Source organism: Streptomyces sp. NPDC046805 (assembly GCF_040645355.1).
GTDB lineage: Bacteria > Actinomycetota > Actinomycetes > Streptomycetales > Streptomycetaceae > Streptomyces.
On sequence record NZ_JBEYYC010000004.1, the window covers coordinates 177242 to 199844 of the forward strand.

Below are 22603 nucleotides of genomic sequence, written 5' to 3' on the forward strand. Positions count from 1 at the left end.
ACTGTGCCTACGTTCGCCGGAGTCGGCGTGCGTCCGCCGGGCTGGTGGTCTCGTACAGGTCGAGGGCGCGTGCGTGGAACTCCTCGGCGGAGGCGTCCTCACCCCGTTCGCGTGCGGCGTCGCCGAGCATCTCCAGGGTGCGGGCCTGCCAGTGGACCGCGCCGGAGGCGGTGAACACCGCGAGCGCCTCCTCCATCAGCGCGGTGCCCGTGGCCTGCTCGCCAGCGCGGGCCTTGGCCCGGCCGAGGAAGGCGAGGGCCCGGGCAGCGTCATGCGGGTCGGCCACGGCCAGGAGCCCTTCCCTGGCCCGGGCGAAGCAGGTGACGGCCCGCTCGAGGTCGTGCTCGGCGAGAGCGACCTCACCCAGCACGATCCGGGCGAGGGCCACCCCTCGCGGGTAACCGCACCCCTCCCAGGTCGTCACCGCGCGATTCAGGTGCGCCACGGCCTCGGCGAAGCGCCCCGCCTCGTAGTGGCAGCCGCCGAGGCCGAGCAGCGCCTACCCCTCGTCGCGCGTGTCCCCGGCCTCTCGTGCCGCGGACAGGGATGCCGAGTACCATTCGGCGGCCTCGTCGGTCCGGCGGGCGGCGCTCAGACCGATGGCCCCGGAGTTGAGCATCTGCCGTTCAGCCTCGCGGTGCCCGTGGCCGCGGGCGGCTTCCAGACCGATGCGGTGGGCCTCGATCCACAGGTCGTAGTGGCGCAGCCGGAGGAACAACGGCCACATGGCGTCCACGAGTTGCCAGGCCGTGGCGTGCCAGCCGCGCTCGACGCACAGGCGCAGAACCGCCATGAGGTGGGTTCGCCGGTCGTGCAGCCAGCCGAGGGCGCCGCGGTCTTCGGTGAAGGGGGCGGGCAACGGGGACGGCTCCGCGTAGGTCCGGGGCAGGGTGAACTGGATGGGTGTGATGCGGCTTTGCGCCGCGGTCGCGGTCTGGAGATACCAGTCGGCGACCCGCCGCAGGGTGCGTTCACGGTCCGCTTCGCTGTCCGTCGCGGTCGCGCGGTCCCGGGCGTGGATCCGGACAAGATCATGGAAACGGAACGCGTCCAGGCCGATGTCCTCCAGCACATTGGCCTCGATGAGTTCGTCCAGTCGATGCTCCGCCCAGTCGAGGGACGCCGCGCAGGCCGCGGCGGCCGTCCGGGAGTCGAAGTCGGGCAGGGGCAGCAGGCCGAGGGCCCGGTACATCCGGGCGGCCTCCGGGCCCAGCACCGCGTATGACGCGTCCAGGGCCTTGCGCACGGTTGCCTCCCCTTCGACTTCCAGTACGGCCAGCCGGCCGGTGTCCGGCGCGAGTGCCTCCGCCAGTGCGGCGACGGGCTGTCTCGGCCGGGCGGAGGCGAGGCACACCGCGAGGGGCAGGCCCGCGCAGAGGTTCACGACCTGGCGGACCGCGGCCAGGTCGCCCGAGACCCGGCCCTCGCCGGCGCCGCGGATGAACAGCTCCAGCCCGGCGGCGGGACCGAGCGCCTGCAGCCGGTGGAACTCCGCTCCGTCCAGACGCAGTCCCGTCAGCCGGTGCCGGCTGGTCACCACGACGAGGCTGCGGGATCCGCCCGGTAACAACGGCCGGATCTGTGCCGCGGTGAAGGCGTTGTCCAACACGACCGCGATCCGCAGGTCCGCGGTGACGGATCGCCACAGGGTCGCCTGCTCCGCCAGGTCGACGGGCACTGCCCAGGCGCCGAGCGCCCGCACGAACCGGCCGATGATCTCGCCCGGGCCGACTGGTCCGTCCGCCGCGTGCCCGCGCAGGTCGGCATACAACTGCCCGTCGGGGAAAGCGGATTCATGCCGACGCAGCCATCGGGAGACCAGGGTGGTCTTGCCGATGCCGGCCGGGCCGTTCACCACGATCAGCGGCTGCCGAGCCCCGGCATCCACCTGTTGTGCTAGCCGCCCATCCAGTGCGGCCAGTTCGTCGTGCCGATCGGTGAAGTGCGCGGGTACGGGAAGAAGTTGACGTGGTGTCGGTGGCGGTGGTGGCGAGGCGGTCTGGACGTGGATACCGCCGTGGACGTCGCGGGCCTGGACCGTGGGCCCGTAGAACCGCGCCGAGCCGCCGATGACATTACTGCTCTCGCTCCCGCGGCCGTCGTTCCGCGCCGCACTCATACCGCCCGTCCCCCTTCGACCGGTTGCCCGCCACATCGGCGTCCTCCCCCGCCGTGCCCCGCCCGATGCGGATCACGAGCGTCGGCTACGCCACAGAGAAACGATTCAGCCAGCCCACCGGCATCCCGTCCCATTCAGCACGGAACCGCACCTGGAAACACTCTCCGCTCCCTGTCATGCTCGTCGGTCTATGGCATGTCCATTCCCCTTTGCCATGTTCGTCGAACTGGCCGGACCAGCGGGAGGCGCCGGTGGAGTTCCAGGTACTGGGCCCGGTGGGTCTCCGGGTGGACGGTCGGCGGACGGAGCTCGGCTCGGACAAGGAGCGGACCCTCCTGGCCGCGCTCGCGCTGGACGTGGGCCGACCGGTCGCGCTGGACATGCTCATGGACCGGCTCTGGGACGGCGAACCACCGCCGCACGCCCGCGAGAACACGCACAGCTATGTCTCGCGGCTGCGCAGGCGCTTACGGCTCGCCGGCCCGTCGTCCGCGAGCGCATCTCGCATCGTCAGCCGAGCGCACACGTACACCTTGGAGACCGCCCGCGAATCCGTCGACTGGCACCGCTTCCAAGATCTCGTGGCGCAGGCCGGTGCCGCCGCGTCGGGCGGTGACGACGAGCAGGCGGCCGCCCTCCTCGACCGCGCCGAACGCCTGTGGCGGGGCGAGGCGTTGGCAGGGCTGCCCGGCCTGTGGGCCGAGACCATGCGCCGGGCGCTGGCGGAACGGCGGCTCAGAGCCACCGTCTCCAGGTTCGGCGCCTGCCTTCGGCTGGACCGGTTCGCGGACGTGAGCGCCGAGCTGTCCGCCCTCGTCGACCGGTATCCGGGCGACGAGACGCTTGCGGGTCAGCTGATACTGGCGTACTACGGCAGCGACCGGTACACCGAGGCGTTACGAGTACACCAGGAGACCCGTCAGCTGCTGCTGACGCAGTACGGCTCCCGCCCCGGCGCCGAGTTGAACCGCATCCATCGCGGAATTCTCGATCGCGTACCGGCCGCCGCTCTCGTCCGGGGCCAGTCGGCCGCACCCCGCCCGTCCGCGGCCCCGCCGCCTCCACGTGCGCACCGGCCGAGGAACCTGCCGCATCAGCCGCCCCTGGTCGGGCGTCACGCGGAACTACAGGCGCTGAGCACAGCGGTCGACGCTGCGGCCGAGGACGGCTCGGTGATCAGCCTGGAGTGCGTCAGCACCGTCAGCGGCATGGCCGGAATCGGCAAGACCGCCGTCGCCGTGCACGGCGCGCACCGGCTCGCCGAGCGGTACCCCGCCGCCCAGTTGTACGTGGACCTCCGCGGCCACTCCCCCATCGGCGAACCGCTCAGCGCCGGCGCGGCCCTGGCCACGCTGCTGCGGCTGCTCGGCACGCCCGCGGAGACCATTCCCGTCGAGCTGGAGGCCCGTACCGCGCTGTGGCAGACCATGCTTGCCGAGCGCCAGGCCGTGATCGTCCTCGACGACGCGGTGAGCGCCGACCAGATCCGCCCGCTGCTGCCGAGCGGCTCGCCCTCCCTGACAATCATCACGAGCCGACGCCACCTGACCGGCCTGCCGCACGCCCGGCACATCCCGCTCGACGTGCTGCCGACCGACGACGCCATCGCCCTCTTCCGCGCGTTCGCAGGCGGGGAACGCACCCTGGACATCCAGGAGACGACGCGAATCGTCCGGATATGCGGACATATTCCGCTGGCGATCGAGCTGGTGGCGAACCGCTTCGGCGCGCATCCGGCCTGGACACTCGCCACACTCGCCGACCGCCTGACCCGCACCGAGGGCCGGCTGAACGAACTCAGGGACACCGAGCGGGAGATGGGCCGCGCCTTCGACCTCACCTACCAAACACTCACGGAAGAGCAGCGCGCGGCGTTCCGCCGCCTCAGTGTGCTTCCCGGCCCGGACCTCACCGCGGACTCGGCCGCCGCCGCGCTCGGCCTGTCCCCGGCCGCCGCGGAACGCATGCTGGAGTCGCTGCTGGCCTGCCACCTGCTCCGCGAGCCGAGCCCGGACAGGTACCAGTTCCACGATCTCCTGCGCGAGTACGGCCACCACAGGTCCCTCACCGACGACACCGACCAGGACCGCGCCGCTGTCCTCCGCCGCCTCGTGGACTTCCATGTCGCCGCCGCCGAGCGCGCCGACCGCCTCGCGTACCCTCGGCGCCCGAGGCCCGCTCCGCCGGAGGATCATGACTGCACCCGCCTCCCCCACTGGCCCGACGCCCCGGCCGCTCGGTCCTGGCTGGCCACCGAGCGCGCGAACCTGCTGGCCACGGAGCTCCACGCCCGCAGTCGGGGCCACCACGGCGCCGCCGCCCGACTCGCCTACGCCATGGCCGGTTTCCTCAACGAGGAGTGTCACTGGCACGACGCCCGGACAGTGCTCCAGCACGCCGCCGACCACTGGACCCAGGCCGACGAACAGGCCGCGCTGTGCCGCACTCTGCTCCACCTCAGCGCCGTCCACGCACACACTGCCCGATACCGGGAAGCCGCCGAGAACGGCGACCGGGCTCTGCGGATCGCCCGTGCGACGGGAGACGCAGAGGCGGAGGCCGAAGTGCTGCGCACGCTCGGCACCCTGAAGTGGCACCAGGGCGACCACCGGGCCGCGCTCACCCTCTTCCAGAAATCGTTCGCCATCAGCGCGCGGTCCGGCGATTCCCTGGACCGCGCGCGTCTGCACAACAACATGGCAGTCACCCTGCTCTTTCTCGGTGAACACGACCGCGCACTCGAGCACTTCGAGAAATCACTCAGCGGGTTCACGGAGGCGGGCGACCACGCGGCACTTGGAAAGACACTCAACAATATCGGTGACCTATACATGCGTCGCGGAGATCTGGATTCAGCCCGTCGATCCTTCGAGGAATCTCTCGTCTTCCTCGAGCACTCCGGCAACCGCTACGACCGTGCCACAGTGCGCGGCAGCCTGGCCGACTCCCTCACGGAATCAGGCGACATCACAGCGGCACTCCCCCTTTACCAGGAAACATTGACGGAATTCCGTGAACTTGGTGACCGAAAGAGCCAAGCCGACACATTGATCGGCCTGGGAGAGGCACACCGAAAAGCAGGTGCCCCCGAGAAGGCTGTACGGCAGCTTCTGGATGCCCTTGACATCGCCCGCACGATCGGCGCAGCCCACCAGGAGATACAGGCACTGCACCGCATCGGACAGGCCCATTTCGACGCCGACCGGTTCGACTCGGCGAGGGAGCACCTGGAGGCCGCAGTTTCGCTGGCCGAGCGCACACATGACGCCGACGAGAAAGCGAAGACGGAAAGCCTCTTGACGCAGGTGCGACTGGAGACGAGGGAAGCCGCCGAGAGCAAGGCTCCGATGCAACAAACGTTCGAGATGCCTGGCAGTAATTAAATCAGCAACCACTGGACTCGTTCAATTAGCAATCTAAGCTGAAGATCGCTACGCTCCCCTCCACCACGTTGATCACTCAATGAGGGGAACTCGTCCAGGTGAGCAAGATATGCCGACTGACCATTGTCGGAGCCAGTTTCGTCGCCCTCGGCATAGTTGGCGTGAACGCACCAAGCGCTTCGGCGGCCGAACTCGCTTCGACCGCAACGGTCACTGCGAACCGATGCATCATGATGTGACCCTCTGAGGGTCAGTCGGCGCACCTGGGTGGCGGCGCAAGCCGCCACCCACCCATCGAACGCGGAAGGGCGGTACGGGAGTTGGAGCCCATATCGGTGGCACTGTTGGCGGCGCTGGCAGGGGGAGCGGGCGGCGAGGCGGGGCGAGAAGCCTGGGCCGCGCTGAGTTCGCTGATCCGCCGCCCGTTCCGGCGGGGCGGCAACGCGGGCGCTCCTACTGCGAGTTCGGGCGAGGCAGAGTTGGTCCGACTGGCAGAGTCCCCGGACGATACGGCCCGCGCACACGCATTGAGCACGGCACTTGCGGTGCGGGCAGCGCTGGACACGGAGTTCCAGGCCGGGTTGCGGCGGTGGAGCGAGTTGGCCGAGTCCCTGGACTCCGGCGACATCCACAATGAGATAACAGGCGGCAGTTTCACAGGACCGGTACTCCAGGGCCGGGACTTCTCCGGCATCACCTTCACCACTCAACCCCCGCCGATGATCGACCCCGAACAGGACACTCCGCCAACGTCCGCGTGAAAGCCCCTGACACGCACCGGCACGCGTCCACGAACGAACTCAGCGGCTCTGCCGTAGTCGGTAAACTCGCTGGTCACAACCGTCGGGACGACAGCATTTGAACCTGCGACCCCTTGACCCCAAGCGACGGGTCGTTCTTCGAGGTCAGTGTTCAGCGTACTCAGCCGAGTAAAGGAGTCCGCGTACTCAGGCCTCCGCCGGACAACCTCGCCGCCTCACGCACCGCCTTCCTCTGATCGATGGGAGCCGCTACCAGCTCTGGCGCTTCCATCGCCGCGCTTCAACTGCGAGCGGGCAAGTGAACGCATGTGCGCCTCGGCGCCCAGGAAGCGACGACCAACTTCTCGCGAGGACTCGGAGCGAGCCATGCATGACGAACTGGCAGAGAAGGAGCGGCACTTGGCCACTGGGGGCTGCTGGCCGCCGCATACTGGCCGACGAACCTCACGCTGCGGCCGCGTTTCAGCAGCCAGGTGATGGTCTGGTGGCTCAAGTGCGGGCCGACGACCGCTCGAGGCTGGGGTCGAACTGGGTGAGCAGGCCGCGGAGCGGGTTGGAGGTGCAGGTGGCCTCGGCCGTCAGTTGCTGGTCGAAGTCGACGAGGACGGGTGAGTTTCAGCGGTGATCTCGTCGGTGAGTTCCAGCGAGCGCAGAGTGGCTACTTCCACGGCAGTGGAAAACTGCCCTCGCTCCGGCGGCGTGGTCAGGGCCAGCCGGCCTGCCACTGGAAGGGTCAACAAGGGTTATCCTTTCAACCACTTGGCCAGCACAGCCAGACGGACTGAAGCGGTCTCACAGGGCGCGAAATATATGTAAACATAACAAGGGACACAAGAGCGACTTCAACGCCGTAATCACCCACGAACCAGATGGGCTCAGAACGGCTTCAGTTCGGCCAGCCAGCGGTGCAGGTACGGGAGGACTTGTTCATGCATGCCTTCCTGTTCACAGCGAAGTCCTCCGTGTTCGATCATCGCGGCCACCAGGCCCTCGAAGTAACTCGGGACGGTGTCGGCCTGCTGCTTTGCCTCGTTCAGCCACTTTTCGAGCTGCGACGGCTCCTCCACGAGTTTGCGTCCGCGGCAGTACAATTCCGCGTCCATCGCGATCGGCTGGATGCTGCGGCCACTCTTTTCCGAGAGGTCGAGGATGATGTCGATTCCCGCCGGGTCGAGATCCCCCCAGGCCGCGATCGGCAATGACTCGGGTACGCGACTGCCCAGAAAATGCACCAGCGCTCCGGAGGCAAACCCTTCGGTCCAGATGCAGAGCCAGTTCTTGGGGACGCTGGTGCGCGAGGCGACCGCCTCGAAAGTCTCTTGGTTCTCGATGAGGAGAACGCCGGAAGCCTGGAGGTCGAACCGGCCGTCTCTCGTGACCGTCCAGCCCGGCAGTTCAATGAAGGGTTCAGCGAGGTTGAGGTCCGCCACGAGACCTTGTCGGTGCCATTCCGCCGGACCGATCATCCTCAGGCCGGTATCACTGGTGTAGACGGCCTCGGCGAACGGGAGGCGGACCAGGTTGGAGAAGGCAGCCTTGGAAGCATCGGTCCACGTCTTGGTTCCGCCGAGCGCCAGCGCTGCCAGTTCACGCTCGCTGCATTTCCAGCCGCGGCTCGCGGCACGGAACCACTCGGCTGCTGCCCGCAACGCGGCGCAGTACGTGATCCAGTGAGGAGTGGCGGCACGTGAGCCATCGGGAGGTACGCGTCTGTTGTCGTCCGGCAGTGCCGCGAGCAGTTCATGTTCGAAAGCCAGTTCCGAAACATCGGCGATGGCGGCCAGAGTCTCCGTACGTTCTCGCATCAGGCGATCGCGTTTGACGATGGCCCGGTACCGGGCCTGGCCGCGCTTCGTGCGGATCGGCCCGCCGGCTCCGATGATCAGCATCCGGAGCGGCAAAGTGTGCCGACTGCCGCGCAGCACTGTATCGGCGCGTGCAAGCTGGACGCCTGCGGCGTTGACGGCGTCACCGAACAGGTCGATGAGATCGGCGCGTTCACGGTCAGTCATCCGCAGGACGAGACGCCGGTTCAGCTTTCCCCCGTTGGCGATGTGCTCGCGCACTCGGGTGCAGAACAGGACTCCACCCGGGCTGACCGCCCAGTGCGCGAGATCGGGGTGAAGGGCGACGCGATGTCCCATGTCAGTTGAGGTCGAAGTCATCCAGCAGCCCACCGGCCCGGCCATAGGCGGTGGCGTGCTCGTCCGTGTCCTCGAACTCCTCCTCAGCCTCGGGCTCGTCGTCCAGGTCCTCGTACTCGTCGCTCTCGTCGTCGGCCAGTTCGTCTTCAACGAGTTGGTCGTCAGCGTCGAAATCGAGGCCGCTGCTGCCGAGCAGCGCCGGATCGAGCATGAGATGCCGGTCGGCCCCGTCCCAGACGACAGGGGTGGTGAGGACCCCCTCCACCTGTGGGTCGCGGTACAGCTGGTAGGTGGCCACGCCTGGGACTTCTTCGTAGAAACCCCATTCGTCGTGGCTCGCCATCACGAAGTCGAGGTCGAGTTGGACGAGCAGTCCCATGCACTCACCCCGCATCTCGGCGTCGATGCCGGCGAACGCCTCGTCCAGGTACACCGGGCGCGGAGCGGTCCGTGCGGCTCCCGCATAGTGGGCCGCGGCAGCGGCGAAGAGCGGGAGTTGCAGCATGACGGCCTTCTCACCGCCGGATCCTTTGCCGTGCATGCCGGCGTCGATGTCGGTCCATCTCTGCTGCGGGCCGGTCTTGTATTGGACACGGATCCGGCTCCAGGTCCGGTAGTCGAGGGCGAGGCGCAGGTGGCTCTTCCAGTCCATTCCGCCCTCCGCCTCCCTGGCCTCGGCTATCTGGCGGCTGAGGAAAGCGATCAAGTGCTCGCGGGCCTCCTCGGGCAGGAACCTACTGGCCTGCCGGTCCAGTGTCGCCAGTGCTTCCCTGGTCTCTTCGCCCTTGTCGGGGTCCGGCTCCCACACCAGGCGCATGACGTGCCCGGAGGCCGTGCGGCGCAGGCCGAGAAGCCTGTTCATCTCTTCTATGAGCGCCTTGGCCCGCGCGCGGCGGCGGCGTAGATGGTCGCCCACCTGCCCGAGCAGGACCTCTGTGAACAGGTCGTGTTCACTCGCGTCGAGCAGGCGGTTCCGTTCGTGGACCTCCCTCTGCACGATCGCGAGTCCTTCCGCGACAGTGAGGTGTTGACCGTTGTGGAACAAACGGACAGAGACGAGCCGGTCCTCGTTTCCGGCTCGTACCTTCCAGTCCGGACCTGCCAGTACTTCCTCAAGGTCCTGGCGGGCACGGTCCACGTCGTCTCGTGCTTGGTCGAGGGCGTGCGGATCCGAGGGATCGTCGACGAGCTGCCGGATCAATGCCTGTGCGGCAGCGACGGCGTCGAGAGTGTCCGCACCTGTCCCTTCTCCCGAGACCAGCGCGAGAAGACCGAGCCGGTCAAGCTCCCGGTACTGTCCTCGCCGCTCCTCCAGGGCTCGTTCTCGTTGCCCGACGAGGTCACGGGCATGTGCGCATGCTGATTGGGCAAGAGTCTCCTGTTTGATCGCATCTTCCAGGGCGGCCAGGCTCTGCGTTTCCAAGGCTTGGTTCTTCTTGAGGCCGGCCTGGGCGACGCCGAGTCTCTTCAGCACGTCGTCGACGTCCGCCCCGACAGCGCTGCGCCGCACATCGTGCTGTCGGCGCTTTCTCTTCGCGTCGCGCTTGGCGTTGTCCAAGTCGGTCTCGGCCAGCTTCTGATGCTCTCGACAGGTGGTGAGCAGTGCGTCGGCACCGGTTCGTTGCTCCACCCGGCTCAACCAGGTGCTCAGCCGTCGGAAGAGGTTGTCAAGACTCGACCTGTAGTCCGTGAGCACCTGCTGCTCTTCGGCAAGTGCTTCCAGCCGAGTGGCCGTCGAGCGTTGCCTGGCGTAGCGCTCAAGCTCCGCGCGCGCCTCCTTCCAGGTGATCTCACGCTTGTCCAGCGTGGCATTGGCGGCCTGGCACTCTGCGTCGTGCACTTCGAACAGGCTCCTGGCTGTCGAAAGAACCAATTGACAGTCCCGCAGTGGCTGGTCAAAGGCAGCGACTTCGTCGCACTCCGCCCGCAGGTCGTCCTGCCGCTCGGTGAGGCGCTGGTGCCGCTTGTTGAGCTGTACGATCCGGCCGTCCAGTTCAGCAAGCTGATGGTCCAGCGCCTTCAGCCGACGGCGGCGCTCGGCTTGACGGGCGGCGGCGCCGATGTAAGCAGCCTGCGTCACCGTGGTACGGCCATGGATCGGGCCGATTCGCCAGGATCCGTCGGTCGACACCCAGTCACCCAGCGGTTGCTCAGAGTCTGCGGGGGCTAGCGCGACAGCGGTGAGAATGCTCGTGGTCACCCGCGACGGGACCATCTCGTGGTCGACCGCGTGCAGGACGTCGGCGAGGGAAGGGCCGAGAACCGGTTCCCGGTCAGCGAGCAGGAGACTGTCGAGCGTGCTTCCGTCCAGTAGGGATCCCTCAGAGGTAACCCATGCGTCGAGTACTCCCGACCCGAGCAGGGCGGCTTCCAGTCCCGCTCGGGTCGTGTCGTCGACGTCCGGTGCGAAGTCGAGCAGCCGCCACAGTGGAGCCCCATCTGCGGCGATGCTCCGATCCCGCCGCTCATGCACCGGGGCCGCAGGGAGGGGATCCTTCTCCTCGGCGACACTCAGCCGCAGGGCGGCTGTCTGATCTCTTTCCTCCTGGACACCACGGAGTTCGGCGACCAGGTCGGATGCCTGCTGGGCGAGCAGGGCGCCTCGGGAACGGGAGAGGCGGTCCACCTCCTGGGAGAGGGTGGTGGCGCCCGTGAGGCCGAAGGTCGGCACCAGTGACTGGAGCGCGCCCAGTTCGACGTCACTCAGCCGCAACTCCTGGCACCGTTCACTCCAGTCGACGAGCTTGATGCGCAACTCGTCCATCCGGACGGCGAGTTGCTTCTCGCCAGCGTCCACGGCCTGCTTCGCCGTTTCGCACAGCGCCAATGCCTTCTGAAGAGCTTCGTCTGCTTGATCGCGTGCGACTTTGGCGTCCTGCGTGGTCTTGGCCAGGTCGACGGCACGCCGGAGAACGTTCGTGCGGGCTTCTACATGGCCCAAGAGCATCTTCTCCGTCCGCTCGGGCTCCTCGCGGACGACTACGGCGAGTTCGATGTGGGCATCCCCGATGCGGGTCCTGGCAGCCTGTGCCAACGCCTTCTCTTCGGCGTCCAGGAGAACGGCGGCAGCTCCTTCGAGAAGCCGGGACTGCTCGGTGGCCTCGCCTTCCGCCTTCGCTGTAGCGGTTGACGCCACCTCCAGACGCTTTCGGAGGTCGGGGAGCTTTTCTTCCGCCTCCTCGGCCTGTTCCTGAAGCTTGGTGAGGAGTTCGTGCTGGTCCATCAGCGGATCAGCACGAAGTTCCTCGACGGCGATGCGGAGCGTCTCGCGCTCATCGAGGAAGCGCTGGCGTTCCTTCTTCCCCTCTTCCAGCGTTTTCCTAGCACTGGCGGCCTTCTCAACAGCTTTCTCATTGCCCCGTTGTGCCTCGGTGAGCTGAGCATCCGCCTCGGCCAACCGCTCCGCGATGCTCCTGGTCCACCGGCGCGCGTAGCGGGAGTACACCGACAGGAAGGTGGACATGCCCAGTTGATGCCGTTCCTGCTGCTCCAAGTCGGCGCGGTCACGGGCCAACTGATCGAAGCGGACGGCCAATCCGTCCAACAACGTCGTGCTGACCGGTGGCAGACCGTTGGTTAGCATCCGGCTGAGCCGCTCGCCGTTGAAGTTCTCGCTCAGCTTCGGCTTGCGCAGGACCAGTAGGAGCTCCACCAAGGCGGCCAGCTTCCCGACGCCGAAGCCGAACAGGCGCTCCGCGACTGCTGCCCGGTACGCACGCCGCTCCTCGAAGACGTCTGCGGGGTCGAGCCTCGCCGCCAATTGCTTGCGCAGATATGGCTGCCTTCGCTCGTCCAACAGGCTGAAGTCCTGGCCGACTCGCTTGGCGGTGACGAAGAACCAGGGCTTATGGACTCCTCCCTTGACGGACGTGCTGCCCCTCATTCCTATGCCGATAGTGATGAATTCGTAGCTGCCGCCCTCGGTCACGCGTCCGTACTCGCACCAGGCGTACCCGACGCGGTGGCTGCGCCCCCGATGGAGCAGGTTGTCCCGCATCGGTCGTGCGGTCGAGCCGAACGGGTCCAGCCGCCGAGCACTGAGCAGCGCATCCAGCAGCAGCGGGCTGGTCACCTCCATCACCTTGGTTTTGCCGGCGCCGTTCCGTCCACGCAGGATCAGCCCGTTGCGGTAGGAGACGAACTCCTGTTCTTCGTATTCCCACATACCGATGAGGCCCAGGCGCAGTTGCTGGAACCGTTCCCGTTCCGGCACCGGCAGCTCCCCGTCGAGTATGCGTTGGAGCGCGAGCGCCGGTGTTCGGTCAGTCGGCGATGCCATCGGAGTGGCCTTCCAAGGTCGAGGTGGGAGGAGCTTGCCGCTTGCCTTGGCGGGGCGGCACGTCGAGATCCTGGCCGAAGAGCAGCGCTGCCTCCCCCGTGACGCGGACCCCGCGTCCGGAAGGGTCGCGGTAGCGGGCGAGAGCGGGACGGACGAGTACGCCATCCTTATGAGGATCGACAAGTCCGAACTGCATCAGCACGGGCACGGAATACTTCAGCACGACAGAGCCGTCTACGGGTTTGCGCTCGATGTTCGGCACGACGCGGCGGATCTGTTTCGCTACCAGGCCCGCCAGCTCGACGAGACGGTCGTGTCCGACCAGGAAGCTGTCCGTCTGAGCCGGGTCGACCCCTCCGGCCAGCAGGTCGGCCAGTGCCAGCGCCGCCACCGAGACGGCGCTGGCCGCAGGGAATTCGATGTCGGAGAAGCGGGAGTCGACGATCGCGAGGCCCTCGGTTCTCACTTCCACCCGGGTGTCGAGTCCGAGGGTGAGTTCCGCCGTCAGCTCCTTCCGGTGAACTGACAGGTACTCTCGTTGGTCCGGCGGCAGGTCTTCCAGGTAGACGACCGGATCGTCGACCAGACGACGCATGAGCGCCTGCCGAAGCTCGGTGTCGGTCCTGGCGCCGCCCCCACGGTCCCCTTCGGTGACGCGCAGCAGCGTATCCGGGCCGTCGGCCTGGCTGGGCGGGACAGGGCAGATCACGGCGGAGGCGGCCAAGCGGTGGTCGACGTCGTAGATGGCGTTGCCGCGGCCTGCGATGTAAGCCTGTTCGGAGTCGGCCGTGACGCCCGCCTCACGGGGGGACCGCAGCACGCCGCCCACCGCGAGGAGCCGGAGCGCCGCGACCAGATCACGGCGCTCCCGTGTCGAGGTGGCGTCGAATCTGCGCAGACTGCGGTGCGCGGTGGTGAGAGCGGTCACACGATCGGCGAGCTCACTGATCACGGTCTGCCGGTCGCAGTCGGCCAGGACCGCCAGCAGCAGGCAGTACAGTGCGCACTGCCGCGAGCTGGGAACGGCCGGATCGGGATAACGACCGGGATCCTCAGGGATCTTGAGCAGCCGGATCAGGTCGCGCTCGACCACCAGCGGCCATCCCAACTGCCGATCGAACCAGACACGCAATTGTTCCTCGTGCCGGCGAGCCTGATCCACCAGTCGTCTGTGCCGGCCCTCACGCCGAAGCACGGGAGTGTGCAGCAGGGCTCGAACCACCTCGCGGCATTCGTGGCCCTCCTGTCCGGTCCAGTCCTTCACCTGCGCCCACGCTCCTCCACCAGCAGCGTCAACTCGAAGTTTCGCGTGCTCATCACTCCGCCCCGTAACTCCACAGCGGCGGCCGTGCTTTCCACCGCAGGACGCAGTGTGATCAGCAGACGGCCGTCAGGGGTACGTGTGCGCCGGACACCCCCGCTTCGCTCCCGCACCGACAGGACGAGTCCCAGACAGGTCAAGAAGACCTCCGCCTCGGCGGAGTCCAGCTGACCGAGCTCCGACAGCCGCACCGGGCCTCTGTCTGCCAGCGACCGCTCCGCGGCTTCCGCCGTCGCGTGTTCCCGCTTCTGCCGGGCTGCCAGCAGGCTCTTGGCGCGGCGTGGGTCGCGAATACGTGGCGGGGATCCCGTGTGCGCCCGAGGCCCACGCGAGCGCAGCTCCGCCGACACCGGAGCCGGCTCGCTCTGCCACCAGCCGACCTCGGGCCGAGCATCGCAGTCGTCCTCGATCGCACCAGGATGGCCGAGGTGCCTGGACGAGTAGGCGCCGAAAGCCGTACGCCACAAGGCGATGGTCTCGCGCCCGCCGCTGGTCATGTCGAACCCTTCGAACCAGCCGGCCAGGGCCACCAGATCCGCCGTTCGGCTCGCCCGCCGGAACCGCTGGTCGTTGATGTGTCCGACGGTCATGACGATGAAGGCGATCGCGTCGGAGGCCCGGTCGAGCAGCAACTCGGCGACCGGTGGGCGGTCTTCGGCGGCGACGAACCAGCGGCGCAGGCCCTCCCACATCTCTCCCATCCGCTGGGCCTCGCGGTCGACGACCTCCTCGTGGCTGACACCCAGGACCGGCGCGGCCTCCAGCGCCGCCATCTCGGTGAACCGGGTCAGGAGCCCCGCCTGCTCCAACCTGATGATCAGCTTCGCGATGGGAGCAGCGCTCTGATGGAGGACGACCGTAAAGGACTGCAGATACCCCACCACGACATTCTTGTAAGCGATGAACACCTCCGGATCTCGGATCTCCTCCGAAGCCAACGAGCCGTTGAGACCTTGGACGAAGAGCTTGGCGTCCTCCGACAACCGCATGAATCCCTCCGTCGTGCGCCGGAAAGCGCCGAGGGCGCTGCTGAGGTCGCCGTCCTCCTCACGAATGGCGCGCAACAGCGCCGCGAGTGAATCGAGAATCTCTGGAAGCATCGAGGCCTGTAGAGAGCCCGCATTGGACATGTCCTCGTCGATCCTGGTCATCTCACGATGGACCCGAGCGCCGGCCGAGGTCAGCTGGTAGAGGAAGTCCCGCTGAAGGTATTCTTCGGGCGTGTTGGTGTACCGGGTGTTGTGAATCCGGTCCACGTTCCGCCAGCGATGCAGGTCGTCGAGCAGACCCTCGACCGCCGGAAGAGCCTCCAGTAGATCCGGTTCACTTGCAAGCTCGTCCTGTACCCGCTGCCTTATCTGCGCCATGCTGAGATGGACGCCGAGTCGAGCCTCCTCCTCCAGCAGCACATCCAGGACCAAGCGGTAGAACAGCGTCTTTTCGTGGTCGAGGTAAGCCACGATCTTCATACGTCCGCCGAATGCGGCCACGTGCGCTACTCCCGCCCCCTCGTCACAAAACGCATCGAGTCCCTCAGATACTGCCAGACGCCGCTTGCGTCCTCGTTGCGATTCGAGGTCGCCGCAGAGGGCGACCGCCACCTCGCATGCGCCGCTCGCCATCCCGACAGACGTGCAGTTGCGATCCTCGGTCGCTCCGAACAGCGACCACCACGTGAACCGGCTCCCCCGCAGGCGGTGCCGGCTTGATGTTGTGAGCCTCAGCCGCCGGGAGGACGACCGCCACGCGCGTGCCCCCTATAGAGACGCATGGCCCGGCCGCCGTTTCGATTCCCTGTCTCCCCGCAGGGCGACCCCGTCGCATCTCCTGTCTATGCTGCTGGGCACCGTCGTCACCTCGATGGACCTTGGGGGATCGTGCATCAACTGCGCTACGTGTCAGAGAAGAAGGCCCGGTCGGTCCTTTCTGGGGCGGCTGATTCCCGCCTGCCCCGCCTCAACGGCACGGTCACTTTGCCGTTCGGGGCCAGCGTCGAAGTTGCCCAATCGAGTCCAAGTGACGGCAGCACGGGTGGACTACTGACCGAACAGGAGCTGAGCCGGGCTATCCGTCAGCTCGAGCGCCACGAAGACCTCCTTGAGATCTCGGAGTCAGGCCTGCGCCCAAACTGGTGGATCAGGTTCGACCTGCAAATGATCGAGCGGACCATGCACGAGGACAGCGGAGGGCTGCCCGACGATGTCGCCATGTTCGCGGGCCGCCATCCGGCGCCGGGCGGTCGGTATGGGCGGGGTACTAATCTTCTGCTGTGCGGTTCAGTTCACCATCTCCGGTCGGCGACTGCCTCGGCCGGTCGCATGGGCTCCGACACGGGCTGGCTCCGTGACGTCCTCCTCCAGCTCCACCGGCGCGAGGAGGAGGGGGTGTTCGTCATCCCTGAGTTCCTGGAGGAGCTCTGTCCCACCCGTCACCATGGGTCAGCGCTGGAGTCAGCAGCCCATTACGTGTTTGGCATTCTCGACCGGGAGTACCCGTCCTATATGCGTGGCCAGCTCCGAGGACTCGCCAGCGTTTTGATGGATATCGACTCGCAGCAGTGGACATCGCGCCTTGTGGTGGCAACGCCTTTGTACGTGGAGACGGTGCCGCGCCGTCAGCCAGCCAGCTACTGGTGGAGGAGGCCCAAGCCCTAGAGCGCGCAGCCCAGTGACTCAGGGCCCGTTTATACGTCCGGCCCGCTGAAGGTCCAGCCGCGCCTGGTCGCGTACCTCAGACAGGACCGACTTCAGCTTGCCTCTCTCAACGAAGAACTCGGCACCAGCGTCCTGGCCTTCGGTTTCATCCATAGTGGACCTTGCCCTCAGCGCTGTCTTCCCTTTGAGGACGAACCGTGCGGAGGCGCTGTCGAACTTGTGCAGCAACGTCCGCACCTCGCTACTCCAGTACAGCTCAGCCCAGGCGATGTCGACGGGGATACGCAACGTCTCCCACGGCCACCGGTCCAATGTCATCGCCGACTTGGCTGCATCCTCTTCTCTTCCGGTCACGGAACCGGCCCAAGCTTCGTCGATCGTGCGGGACAGTTCCCGGAGCCACCGCGCGAGGACGTTGTACGCCTCTTCCATGCGCTCCCGCGCGCGCTGCGCATGCTCGGCCTGGTACCGCAGTTCCTGTTGGCGCTCGGCAAGTCTCAAATGTCCGGCGATGGTGCGTTCAAGGACTTCTAGGTCACGTGCCGACTGCCGACTGGCGCCGGTGTAACCGAGCCACGTCCCGACAGTCAGCAGCAAGAACATGCCCGCGGCAGTCCAGACTTGAGCGCTGATTCCAGAAGCCATTGCGTCAGCTTGCCCTTTGACGAGAACTTCTCACAACGCTGACCCATACAAGCCTGCCCAGCCGAAGCGATTGCGAGGAGGAGCTCGCGGTGGATCAGTGTCTCCGGACTCCGTCAACGCGTCTGCAGCGCCCACCAGTCTGCGTAGCTCATGTCTCCGGCCGTGATCAGCCGGACTACATTCCGCGCTAAATCATCGTGCCCCACTACGGGCTGGCCCGCGGTGCGCCATCGGACGCGGACTACGCCCCCACACCGCCAACCGCTCCACGCCGAGCGAAAGACCCGTCTCATTCCCCGTCATCGGCAACCGCCCCACCCGAAGCAGCCTGCGGCCCCCACTGCTGCCGGGCAGACCTCGGTTGCGTCCGACGGTCAGGGTGACAACGCCGTGATAGGCCTACGTCCAGGCCCACGAGCACCACCTGCCGGAGATCGCCCTCGCCGCCTGCACTGGGCACGCGCCATCGACCCTGACTTCCCACTGTCCAGCGGCAAGAGCGGACCGAACGTCTCTACCGCGTCGGCGACCTCAAGTGCTGGGGCACGCGACCAGACCGCGCCGCCGTCGCGCCACGGAACCGTCATGTCCCTTGGACGGACGGCCCATTGTCATACCTCCTCCGTAGGCTGGTCATCAGGTACCTGAGACAGGAGGGCAGCGTGGCCCGGAAAACCAAGATCGATCAGCGCGCGATCGAGAGACACCTCAAGGACATCGCCAAGGGCTATGAGCGCGCAGCCCGGCGGAACCCGATCCGCGTGCCGATCCAGACGGACGCGGCTACGGAAGGAGTCTCCATGGCCGGTCGCGACGCCGTCGAAGGCAACCCCGTCTTGGCCCGGCTTCTGATGTGGCTGGACGCTCAAGCGCAACTCAACCCGGCGCACTACGTCGACGTGACCCGCTTCGTCGAAGAGCAGCAGCTGGACGGCGAGGACCCGTCCGTCCTCGCCTTCGAGCTGGAACAGCGCGACCTGGTCAAGATCGCACGCACCATGGGCGGAACGCCCGACGTGCACCTCAGCGACGTGGGTCGCGTCGCGGTGAATCGGCTGAAGAAGCTGCAGCAGGATCGCGCCGCCAGGCTCCGCTACACCATCGACGCCTTTCTGCGGTGGCTCTTCGACACCGCAGGCGACCAGGCACCCACCGCCCCGTCCCTGTTCCTGGCAACCCCCAGTTCGTACTTCGCCGGTGCCGACATTTCCGCGACCGACCTACACCAGGCGCTCGCCTACCTGGCAGAACACAACCTCATCGAACGCATCGACACCGACCCCGCCACGGTCGCCATCACCCCCGAAGGCGTTAGCTGCGCCCTGTCTGGAGGAAGCGTGCAAGACCACACCAATCCGGCGCGCGCTGGCACCACGTACAACAACTTCATGCCGAACGCGCAGGGCATCATCATCGGCGAGCAGCAGAACGTCACCCAGAACAACACCGCTGGTATCGACCCGTCCGCGTTTATTCAGCTCGCCGGGTACGTGGGGCAGATCAGCGAGACGCTGGGGCTCGCCGAGCCGGACCGGGTAGAACTGGCGCGCGTCGCCCAGGAACTGCACACCGAAGCGACCTCGCCAAATCCCGAGCCGGGCCGGATGCGGCAGTTCGCCGCCCAGGTCAAGGACAAGCTGCTGGAAGCCGGGAGCACCATGGCCGCCACGGTCGGTATCCAAATGGCCGAGCAGGCCCTCGGAACGCTGATGTAGTAACTCCCTGCCGCACAACGCCGCCGAGTAAAGGGATCCGTGCATCCAGGGTTCCGCCGGGCACCCTCGTCGTCTCCTCACAGCACCTCCGCTCATCAACGCGGGCTCATCCGCGACGAGTTCTGGCTCTTGCGGCGACGTGCCTCCGCCGAGAGGCGGGCAAGTCGGAGCATGTACGCGGTTCTTGCGCTCCGCGCCATCTGCTCGCGGACCTCCGGCGGCAGCTTTCCCTCGGGATCCACCTGACGTTCAAATCGGTCGAGGAACGCCCTCGTGCCCGGTGCCGTGCGCGCGGTGCGGTCGGCCGTGTTCGCCCACGAGGCGTGCGCGGCAGCCCTCGCCCGGTAGCTCCGCTTCTGCCGCGTACGCGCCGAGGTGGACGTGGGGGATGATGGGTTAGACATTTTCGCCGATCCCCATCCTGACGTGTGTTTCTTGAGCCCGCTCGGCAGCCGCGCTGGCCCCGTAGTGGCGCGGCATGTCATCGGACGTCCAACCGAGTAACAGCATGAGGTCGCCGCTGTCGCCGCCGGCTCGTTTCCACTCGTGGGCGAAGGTATGACGCCAGCGGTGGGCGTGAACGTGGGCAACACCGGCGGCGCGGCCACGCCGCTTCAACATGAGTTTGATGCCGTTCGGAGCCAGCCTCCGGGCACCGCGGTCCGCCAACCACAGATCCGGAAGCTCGGCGCCCTTGTGCTTGTCCCGTGCCCGCAGGTATCGGCTCAACGCTCGACCGGTCCGCGCGCCGAATCGCATCCGCCGATCCTTGCTGCCCTTGCCGTGGTAGTGCACCGAGTCCGTGTTCATGTCGACGTCGCCGAGCGTCAGATTGCCGACTTCCGAGAGGCGAGCACCGGTGTTGTAGTAGAGCCTGATGATCGCCTCGTCGCGCAGCTGGACGAAACTCTTTCCCCTGCACGTCCCCAGCACTCGCGCGGTGTCCTCGTCCTGGATGACCGGCACCAGCTTCTTGACCGTCTTGGGTTGCTTGACCCGGTCCATCGGCGATCGGTCGATCTCTTCTTCATCGTCTCGCAACCAGTTGAAGAACTGCTGCAGGGCTTTGTGTTTGTTCAGCGCCGTGGAGGCTGAACGGGTCTGCACCATCCACGCCTGGAAAGCCTCGACATGGGATCGGGTCACCTCGGTCGGATACCGTTCCCCAGCCCCCGCACCAGACTCCCCACTATGCTCGCCCAAGTAGCGGGCCAGCTGGGAGGCTGCGAGAAGGTAGTTGTAGCGGGTGGTCTCCGGGTAGTTTCCGGACCGCAGCGAACGGTCCCAGTCCCGTAGAAAGCCCGCCCAGGTCTTCGGCAAACCGTCGGTGAGCCGCGCAAGATACCCGGCCATCATGCAGCGCTCCGCTGTACGCGGGCCTGGTGCCCATGTTCCAGGTCCAGTTCTTCCGGTAGGTGACGCCGGATCAGGTGCCTGGAGAGAGAGCCTGCCATCGGAACGGGAACAGGGCGCGCGGTTACTTGGGCGGCCTCCGCTGGAGCACGGAAGACGGCGACGTCGTGGTGAACGACGAGTGTCGCCGGATGGCCGGTAGCACGCTGGCGCCGGCCTGCGGAGCGCCGCTGCGTTGGCGAGGTATGCGTGATCAAGCGGTCTCCGCGGAGTTCGGCCAGCAGAGCAACGCAGCGGTCTGTCGGGATGAGGCCGGCTGCCTCTCCTGCCTCCGATACCGGGCCTGTCAGATCGAGCAGATAGCCCCGATGGCGACGCGGGCGGATGGTGACGATGACGTGTCCGCCGGGACGCAGCAGGGGTCGACACTCGCTCAGCGTCTGGCGCAGTCGGGCGGCGGGGTCGTCCGGTGCTGCTTCGCCGTCGCCTGGCCGACGGGGCTGGTGGGCGAATGCGGTGGGGCGCAGGGCGGTCAGGATGAGGGCGATGTGCCCGGCAAGTCCGGCCAGCCGTGCGGCGGCGGTGGCGGGCGGGTGTTCGAGCACCATGCCGTCCGCTGCGGCGCCGTCGTACTTGGCGGCGGTGACGTTGGCGCGGGCGATGGGCCACCAACGCCGCTGGCCGGTCAGTCCGATGGCGTGTCGGCCGGCGCGCAGGGCTTCGGTCAGGACGATGCCCGCGCCGCAGTCCGGGTCCAGGACGGTGTCGCCGGGGCGGGTGTACGTGGCGATGGCGTGGGCGGCGACGGCCGGGGGTATCCGGCCGGAGTCCTGGGCGGTCTCGGGAACGTAGCCGCCCTCGGCGAGTTGGGCCTGGCTGTCGAGTTGCCCGGTGGGCCAGACCGAAATGAGCGGGCGTGGGCGTGCGCAGGGCTGCGGGAAGCCGGCGTTCATCGGCGGTCCTCCCCTATCTGGTTGGCGGCGTGCCGGGTGCGGGCGAACAAGAGAAGGTCGGCGTGCACCCGTGTGTGCCACGGCACCGGTGCGCAGGACGCGTCCTCTGCGGGAAGGGCGGTCGGCAGGTTCGGGTCAGGGGCGAGGGCGCCGTGGCGGACAGGGATGTGAAGGAGCACCACGCGGTCGAACAGCGCAAGTCCGGCGCTGCGGGCGGCGCGTGTCGCACGGGCGCCCGGGTCGATCAGCCTGCCCCGCTGTTGGTCACTGTGGGTGATGAAGGTGAGGGTTCCGGAGGGGGCCAGCAGACTGTCCCATGCGACGTCCGGGACCCAGTCCGGGTGGTGTGGATCGATGATCGCGATGACGGCGTCGAAGCGATCCGGACCGACTGCGGTCGGTCGGCAGCAGACGTGGGCCGGTCGGCGGCCGGTCGGTGTGGGAGAGACCGACTCGGGTGGGAGTCGGTGTACCGACTGCGGCCATAGCGGCGGGGCGTCCGCGGCGGTCCGGACAGTGATCTCGCTGGCGGGGTGGGCGGCTTCGAGGGTGCGGCCGAGTCGGCTTGCGGCCCCGGCCGCCTCGATCAAGGCGGGAAGTAGTCCGCCTCGGGTCCGGATGCCCGGTGTGGCCCGGTGGTTGGGAGTGCCAGGGTCGGTGGGCGGCGGCGCGAGGAGCAGTACGCGGTGGCCGGGCCGGGTGTAGGTGGCGACGATCCGGACGATGGTCTCCATCAGCCACGGTTCGATCAGGCGAGCCTCGGGATGACCGGGGTGCTGAGCGACCAGCCATACGGAGCCCGGGCGCTTGGGACGTCGGGGCCGATGCGTTTCCGCGCGGCAGCCGCTTGCCAGCACGGCGTGACGCGGCTGGTGCCGGTTCGGCGAGGCGGGGCAGCTGGGCGGGGGCTGCGAGCGGGGTGGTCGTGTCGTCATGCCCACTCTCCTGGGTGCGGGTGACCGGGTTGTGCGCTGTCACCGCAGAAGGCCGGGATTCGGGACCGTTTTGGACACCGCGCCGCGAGGTTCGTCGATCCCATCCACGCTCGCGGCACCGCTTCCGACCCGTTGGGCCACACGAAAAAAATCCAGGTCGTCAGTATTCTGAACCCACCTCGACGTAACTCTGAAGAGGGGGCAGGGACTCGCTGGCAGCCTTTCTTAGTCTGCCGACAGCAGCGCTTCCCCGACAACTAATTAGCCGCGACAAGACGCCGCACAATCGGCGTGATGCGCCCACCAAGACACCTAAAGACTTACTACTGCATCACTAAAAT

The 22603-nt window shown here is 67.3% G+C and carries 12 protein-coding genes and 2 pseudogenes; 4 read left to right on the forward strand and 10 right to left on the reverse strand.

Translation table 11 applies throughout. The features are described from left to right. Window positions 1-7: 7 nt before the first annotated feature. Window positions 8-2119, reverse strand: a pseudogene (locus ABZ910_RS07040) (tetratricopeptide repeat protein). 251 nt (window positions 2120-2370) lie between these two features. Here ABZ910_RS07040 and ABZ910_RS07045 point away from each other — a divergent pair. Both ABZ910_RS07045 and ABZ910_RS07050 read left to right on the forward strand, forming a co-directional pair. After that, entirely contained in the window at window positions 2371-5502 is a 3132-nt protein-coding gene (locus ABZ910_RS07045; RefSeq protein ID WP_361360401.1) for a tetratricopeptide repeat protein, read from the forward strand. Window positions 5503-5837: 335 nt separating this feature from the next. Then, window positions 5838-6263 carry a hypothetical protein gene (locus ABZ910_RS07050; RefSeq protein WP_361360403.1) on the forward strand — a complete coding sequence of 142 codons (426 nt, stop codon included), beginning with the start codon at window positions 5838-5840 and terminating at the stop codon, window positions 6261-6263. Window positions 6264-6720: 457 nt separating this feature from the next. On the opposite strand, the pseudogene ABZ910_RS07055 reads toward ABZ910_RS07050, so the two are convergent. From ABZ910_RS07055 to ABZ910_RS07075, 5 genes and pseudogenes are all read right to left on the reverse strand, one after another. Beyond that, a pseudogene (locus tag ABZ910_RS07055) lies at window positions 6721-6919 on the reverse strand (IS110 family transposase); the annotation flags it as partial. A gap of 219 nt (window positions 6920-7138) precedes the next feature. Further along, entirely contained in the window at window positions 7139-8407 is a 1269-nt protein-coding gene (locus tag ABZ910_RS07060; RefSeq protein WP_361360405.1) for a Wadjet anti-phage system protein JetD domain-containing protein, read from the reverse strand. A gap of 1 nt (window position 8408) precedes the next feature. Continuing rightward, a complete protein-coding gene (locus tag ABZ910_RS07065) occupies window positions 8409-12686 on the reverse strand; it encodes a TIGR02680 family protein (protein ID WP_361360407.1) in 4278 nt (1425 codons plus the stop codon). Next, on the reverse strand, window positions 12670-13950 hold the full coding sequence (locus ABZ910_RS07070; RefSeq protein WP_361360409.1) for a TIGR02678 family protein: 1281 nt from the start codon (window positions 13948-13950) through the stop codon (window positions 12670-12672). Before ABZ910_RS07070 ends, ABZ910_RS07065 begins: the two co-directional genes overlap by 17 nt. Beyond that, window positions 13947-15629 (reverse strand): TIGR02677 family protein, encoded by a 1683-nt coding sequence (locus ABZ910_RS07075; protein WP_361360411.1) that lies wholly within the window; start codon window positions 15627-15629, stop codon window positions 13947-13949. The genes ABZ910_RS07070 and ABZ910_RS07075 overlap by 4 nt, the downstream gene beginning before the upstream one ends. Before the next feature lie 273 nt (window positions 15630-15902). On the opposite strand from ABZ910_RS07075, the gene ABZ910_RS07080 reads away from it, so the two are divergent. Continuing rightward, entirely contained in the window at window positions 15903-16661 is a 759-nt protein-coding gene (locus ABZ910_RS07080; protein WP_361360413.1) for an SAVMC3_10250 family protein, read from the forward strand. 18 nt (window positions 16662-16679) lie between these two features. Here the strand turns inward: ABZ910_RS07080 and ABZ910_RS07085 are convergent, their stop codons facing one another. Beyond that, window positions 16680-17306 carry a hypothetical protein gene (locus ABZ910_RS07085; RefSeq protein WP_361360415.1) on the reverse strand — a complete coding sequence of 209 codons (627 nt, stop codon included), beginning with the start codon at window positions 17304-17306 and terminating at the stop codon, window positions 16680-16682. A gap of 662 nt (window positions 17307-17968) precedes the next feature. Here ABZ910_RS07085 and ABZ910_RS07090 point away from each other — a divergent pair. Next, window positions 17969-19021 (forward strand): hypothetical protein, encoded by a 1053-nt coding sequence (locus ABZ910_RS07090; protein WP_361360417.1) that lies wholly within the window; start codon window positions 17969-17971, stop codon window positions 19019-19021. Window positions 19022-19417: 396 nt separating this feature from the next. On the opposite strand, the gene ABZ910_RS07095 is transcribed toward ABZ910_RS07090, so the two are convergent. Genes ABZ910_RS07095 through ABZ910_RS07105 form a run of 3 tightly spaced genes read right to left on the reverse strand, consistent with a single transcriptional unit; the run spans window position 19418 to window position 22262 of the window. Then, entirely contained in the window at window positions 19418-20377 is a 960-nt protein-coding gene (locus tag ABZ910_RS07095) for a tyrosine-type recombinase/integrase (protein WP_361360419.1), read from the reverse strand. Beyond that, window positions 20374-21327, reverse strand: a complete 954-nt coding sequence (locus ABZ910_RS07100; RefSeq protein WP_361360421.1) for a DNA methyltransferase — start codon at window positions 21325-21327, stop codon at window positions 20374-20376. The genes ABZ910_RS07095 and ABZ910_RS07100 overlap by 4 nt, the downstream gene beginning before the upstream one ends. Further along, window positions 21324-22262, reverse strand: coding sequence for a hypothetical protein (locus ABZ910_RS07105; RefSeq protein WP_361360423.1), 939 nt, complete (start codon window positions 22260-22262; stop codon window positions 21324-21326). The genes ABZ910_RS07100 and ABZ910_RS07105 overlap by 4 nt, the downstream gene beginning before the upstream one ends. Between the last annotated feature and the right edge of the window lie 341 nt (window positions 22263-22603).

What these genes read in the sequence shown, in the direction of transcription:
- ABZ910_RS07075 (WP_361360411.1), bottom strand. Translation starts at nt 15,629, where the DNA reads ATGGCGAGCGGCGCATGCGAGGTGGCGGTCGCCCTCTGCGGCGACCTC.
- ABZ910_RS07095 (WP_361360419.1), bottom strand. Translation starts at nt 20,377, where the DNA reads ATGATGGCCGGGTATCTTGCGCGGCTCACCGACGGTTTGCCGAAGACC.
- ABZ910_RS07065 (WP_361360407.1), bottom strand. Translation starts at nt 12,686, where the DNA reads ATGGCATCGCCGACTGACCGAACACCGGCGCTCGCGCTCCAACGCATA.
- ABZ910_RS07085 (WP_361360415.1), bottom strand. Translation starts at nt 17,306, where the DNA reads ATGGCTTCTGGAATCAGCGCTCAAGTCTGGACTGCCGCGGGCATGTTC.
- ABZ910_RS07105 (WP_361360423.1), bottom strand. Translation starts at nt 22,262, where the DNA reads ATGACGACACGACCACCCCGCTCGCAGCCCCCGCCCAGCTGCCCCGCC.
- ABZ910_RS07100 (WP_361360421.1), bottom strand. Translation starts at nt 21,327, where the DNA reads ATGAACGCCGGCTTCCCGCAGCCCTGCGCACGCCCACGCCCGCTCATT.
- ABZ910_RS07060 (WP_361360405.1), bottom strand. Translation starts at nt 8,407, where the DNA reads ATGGGACATCGCGTCGCCCTTCACCCCGATCTCGCGCACTGGGCGGTC.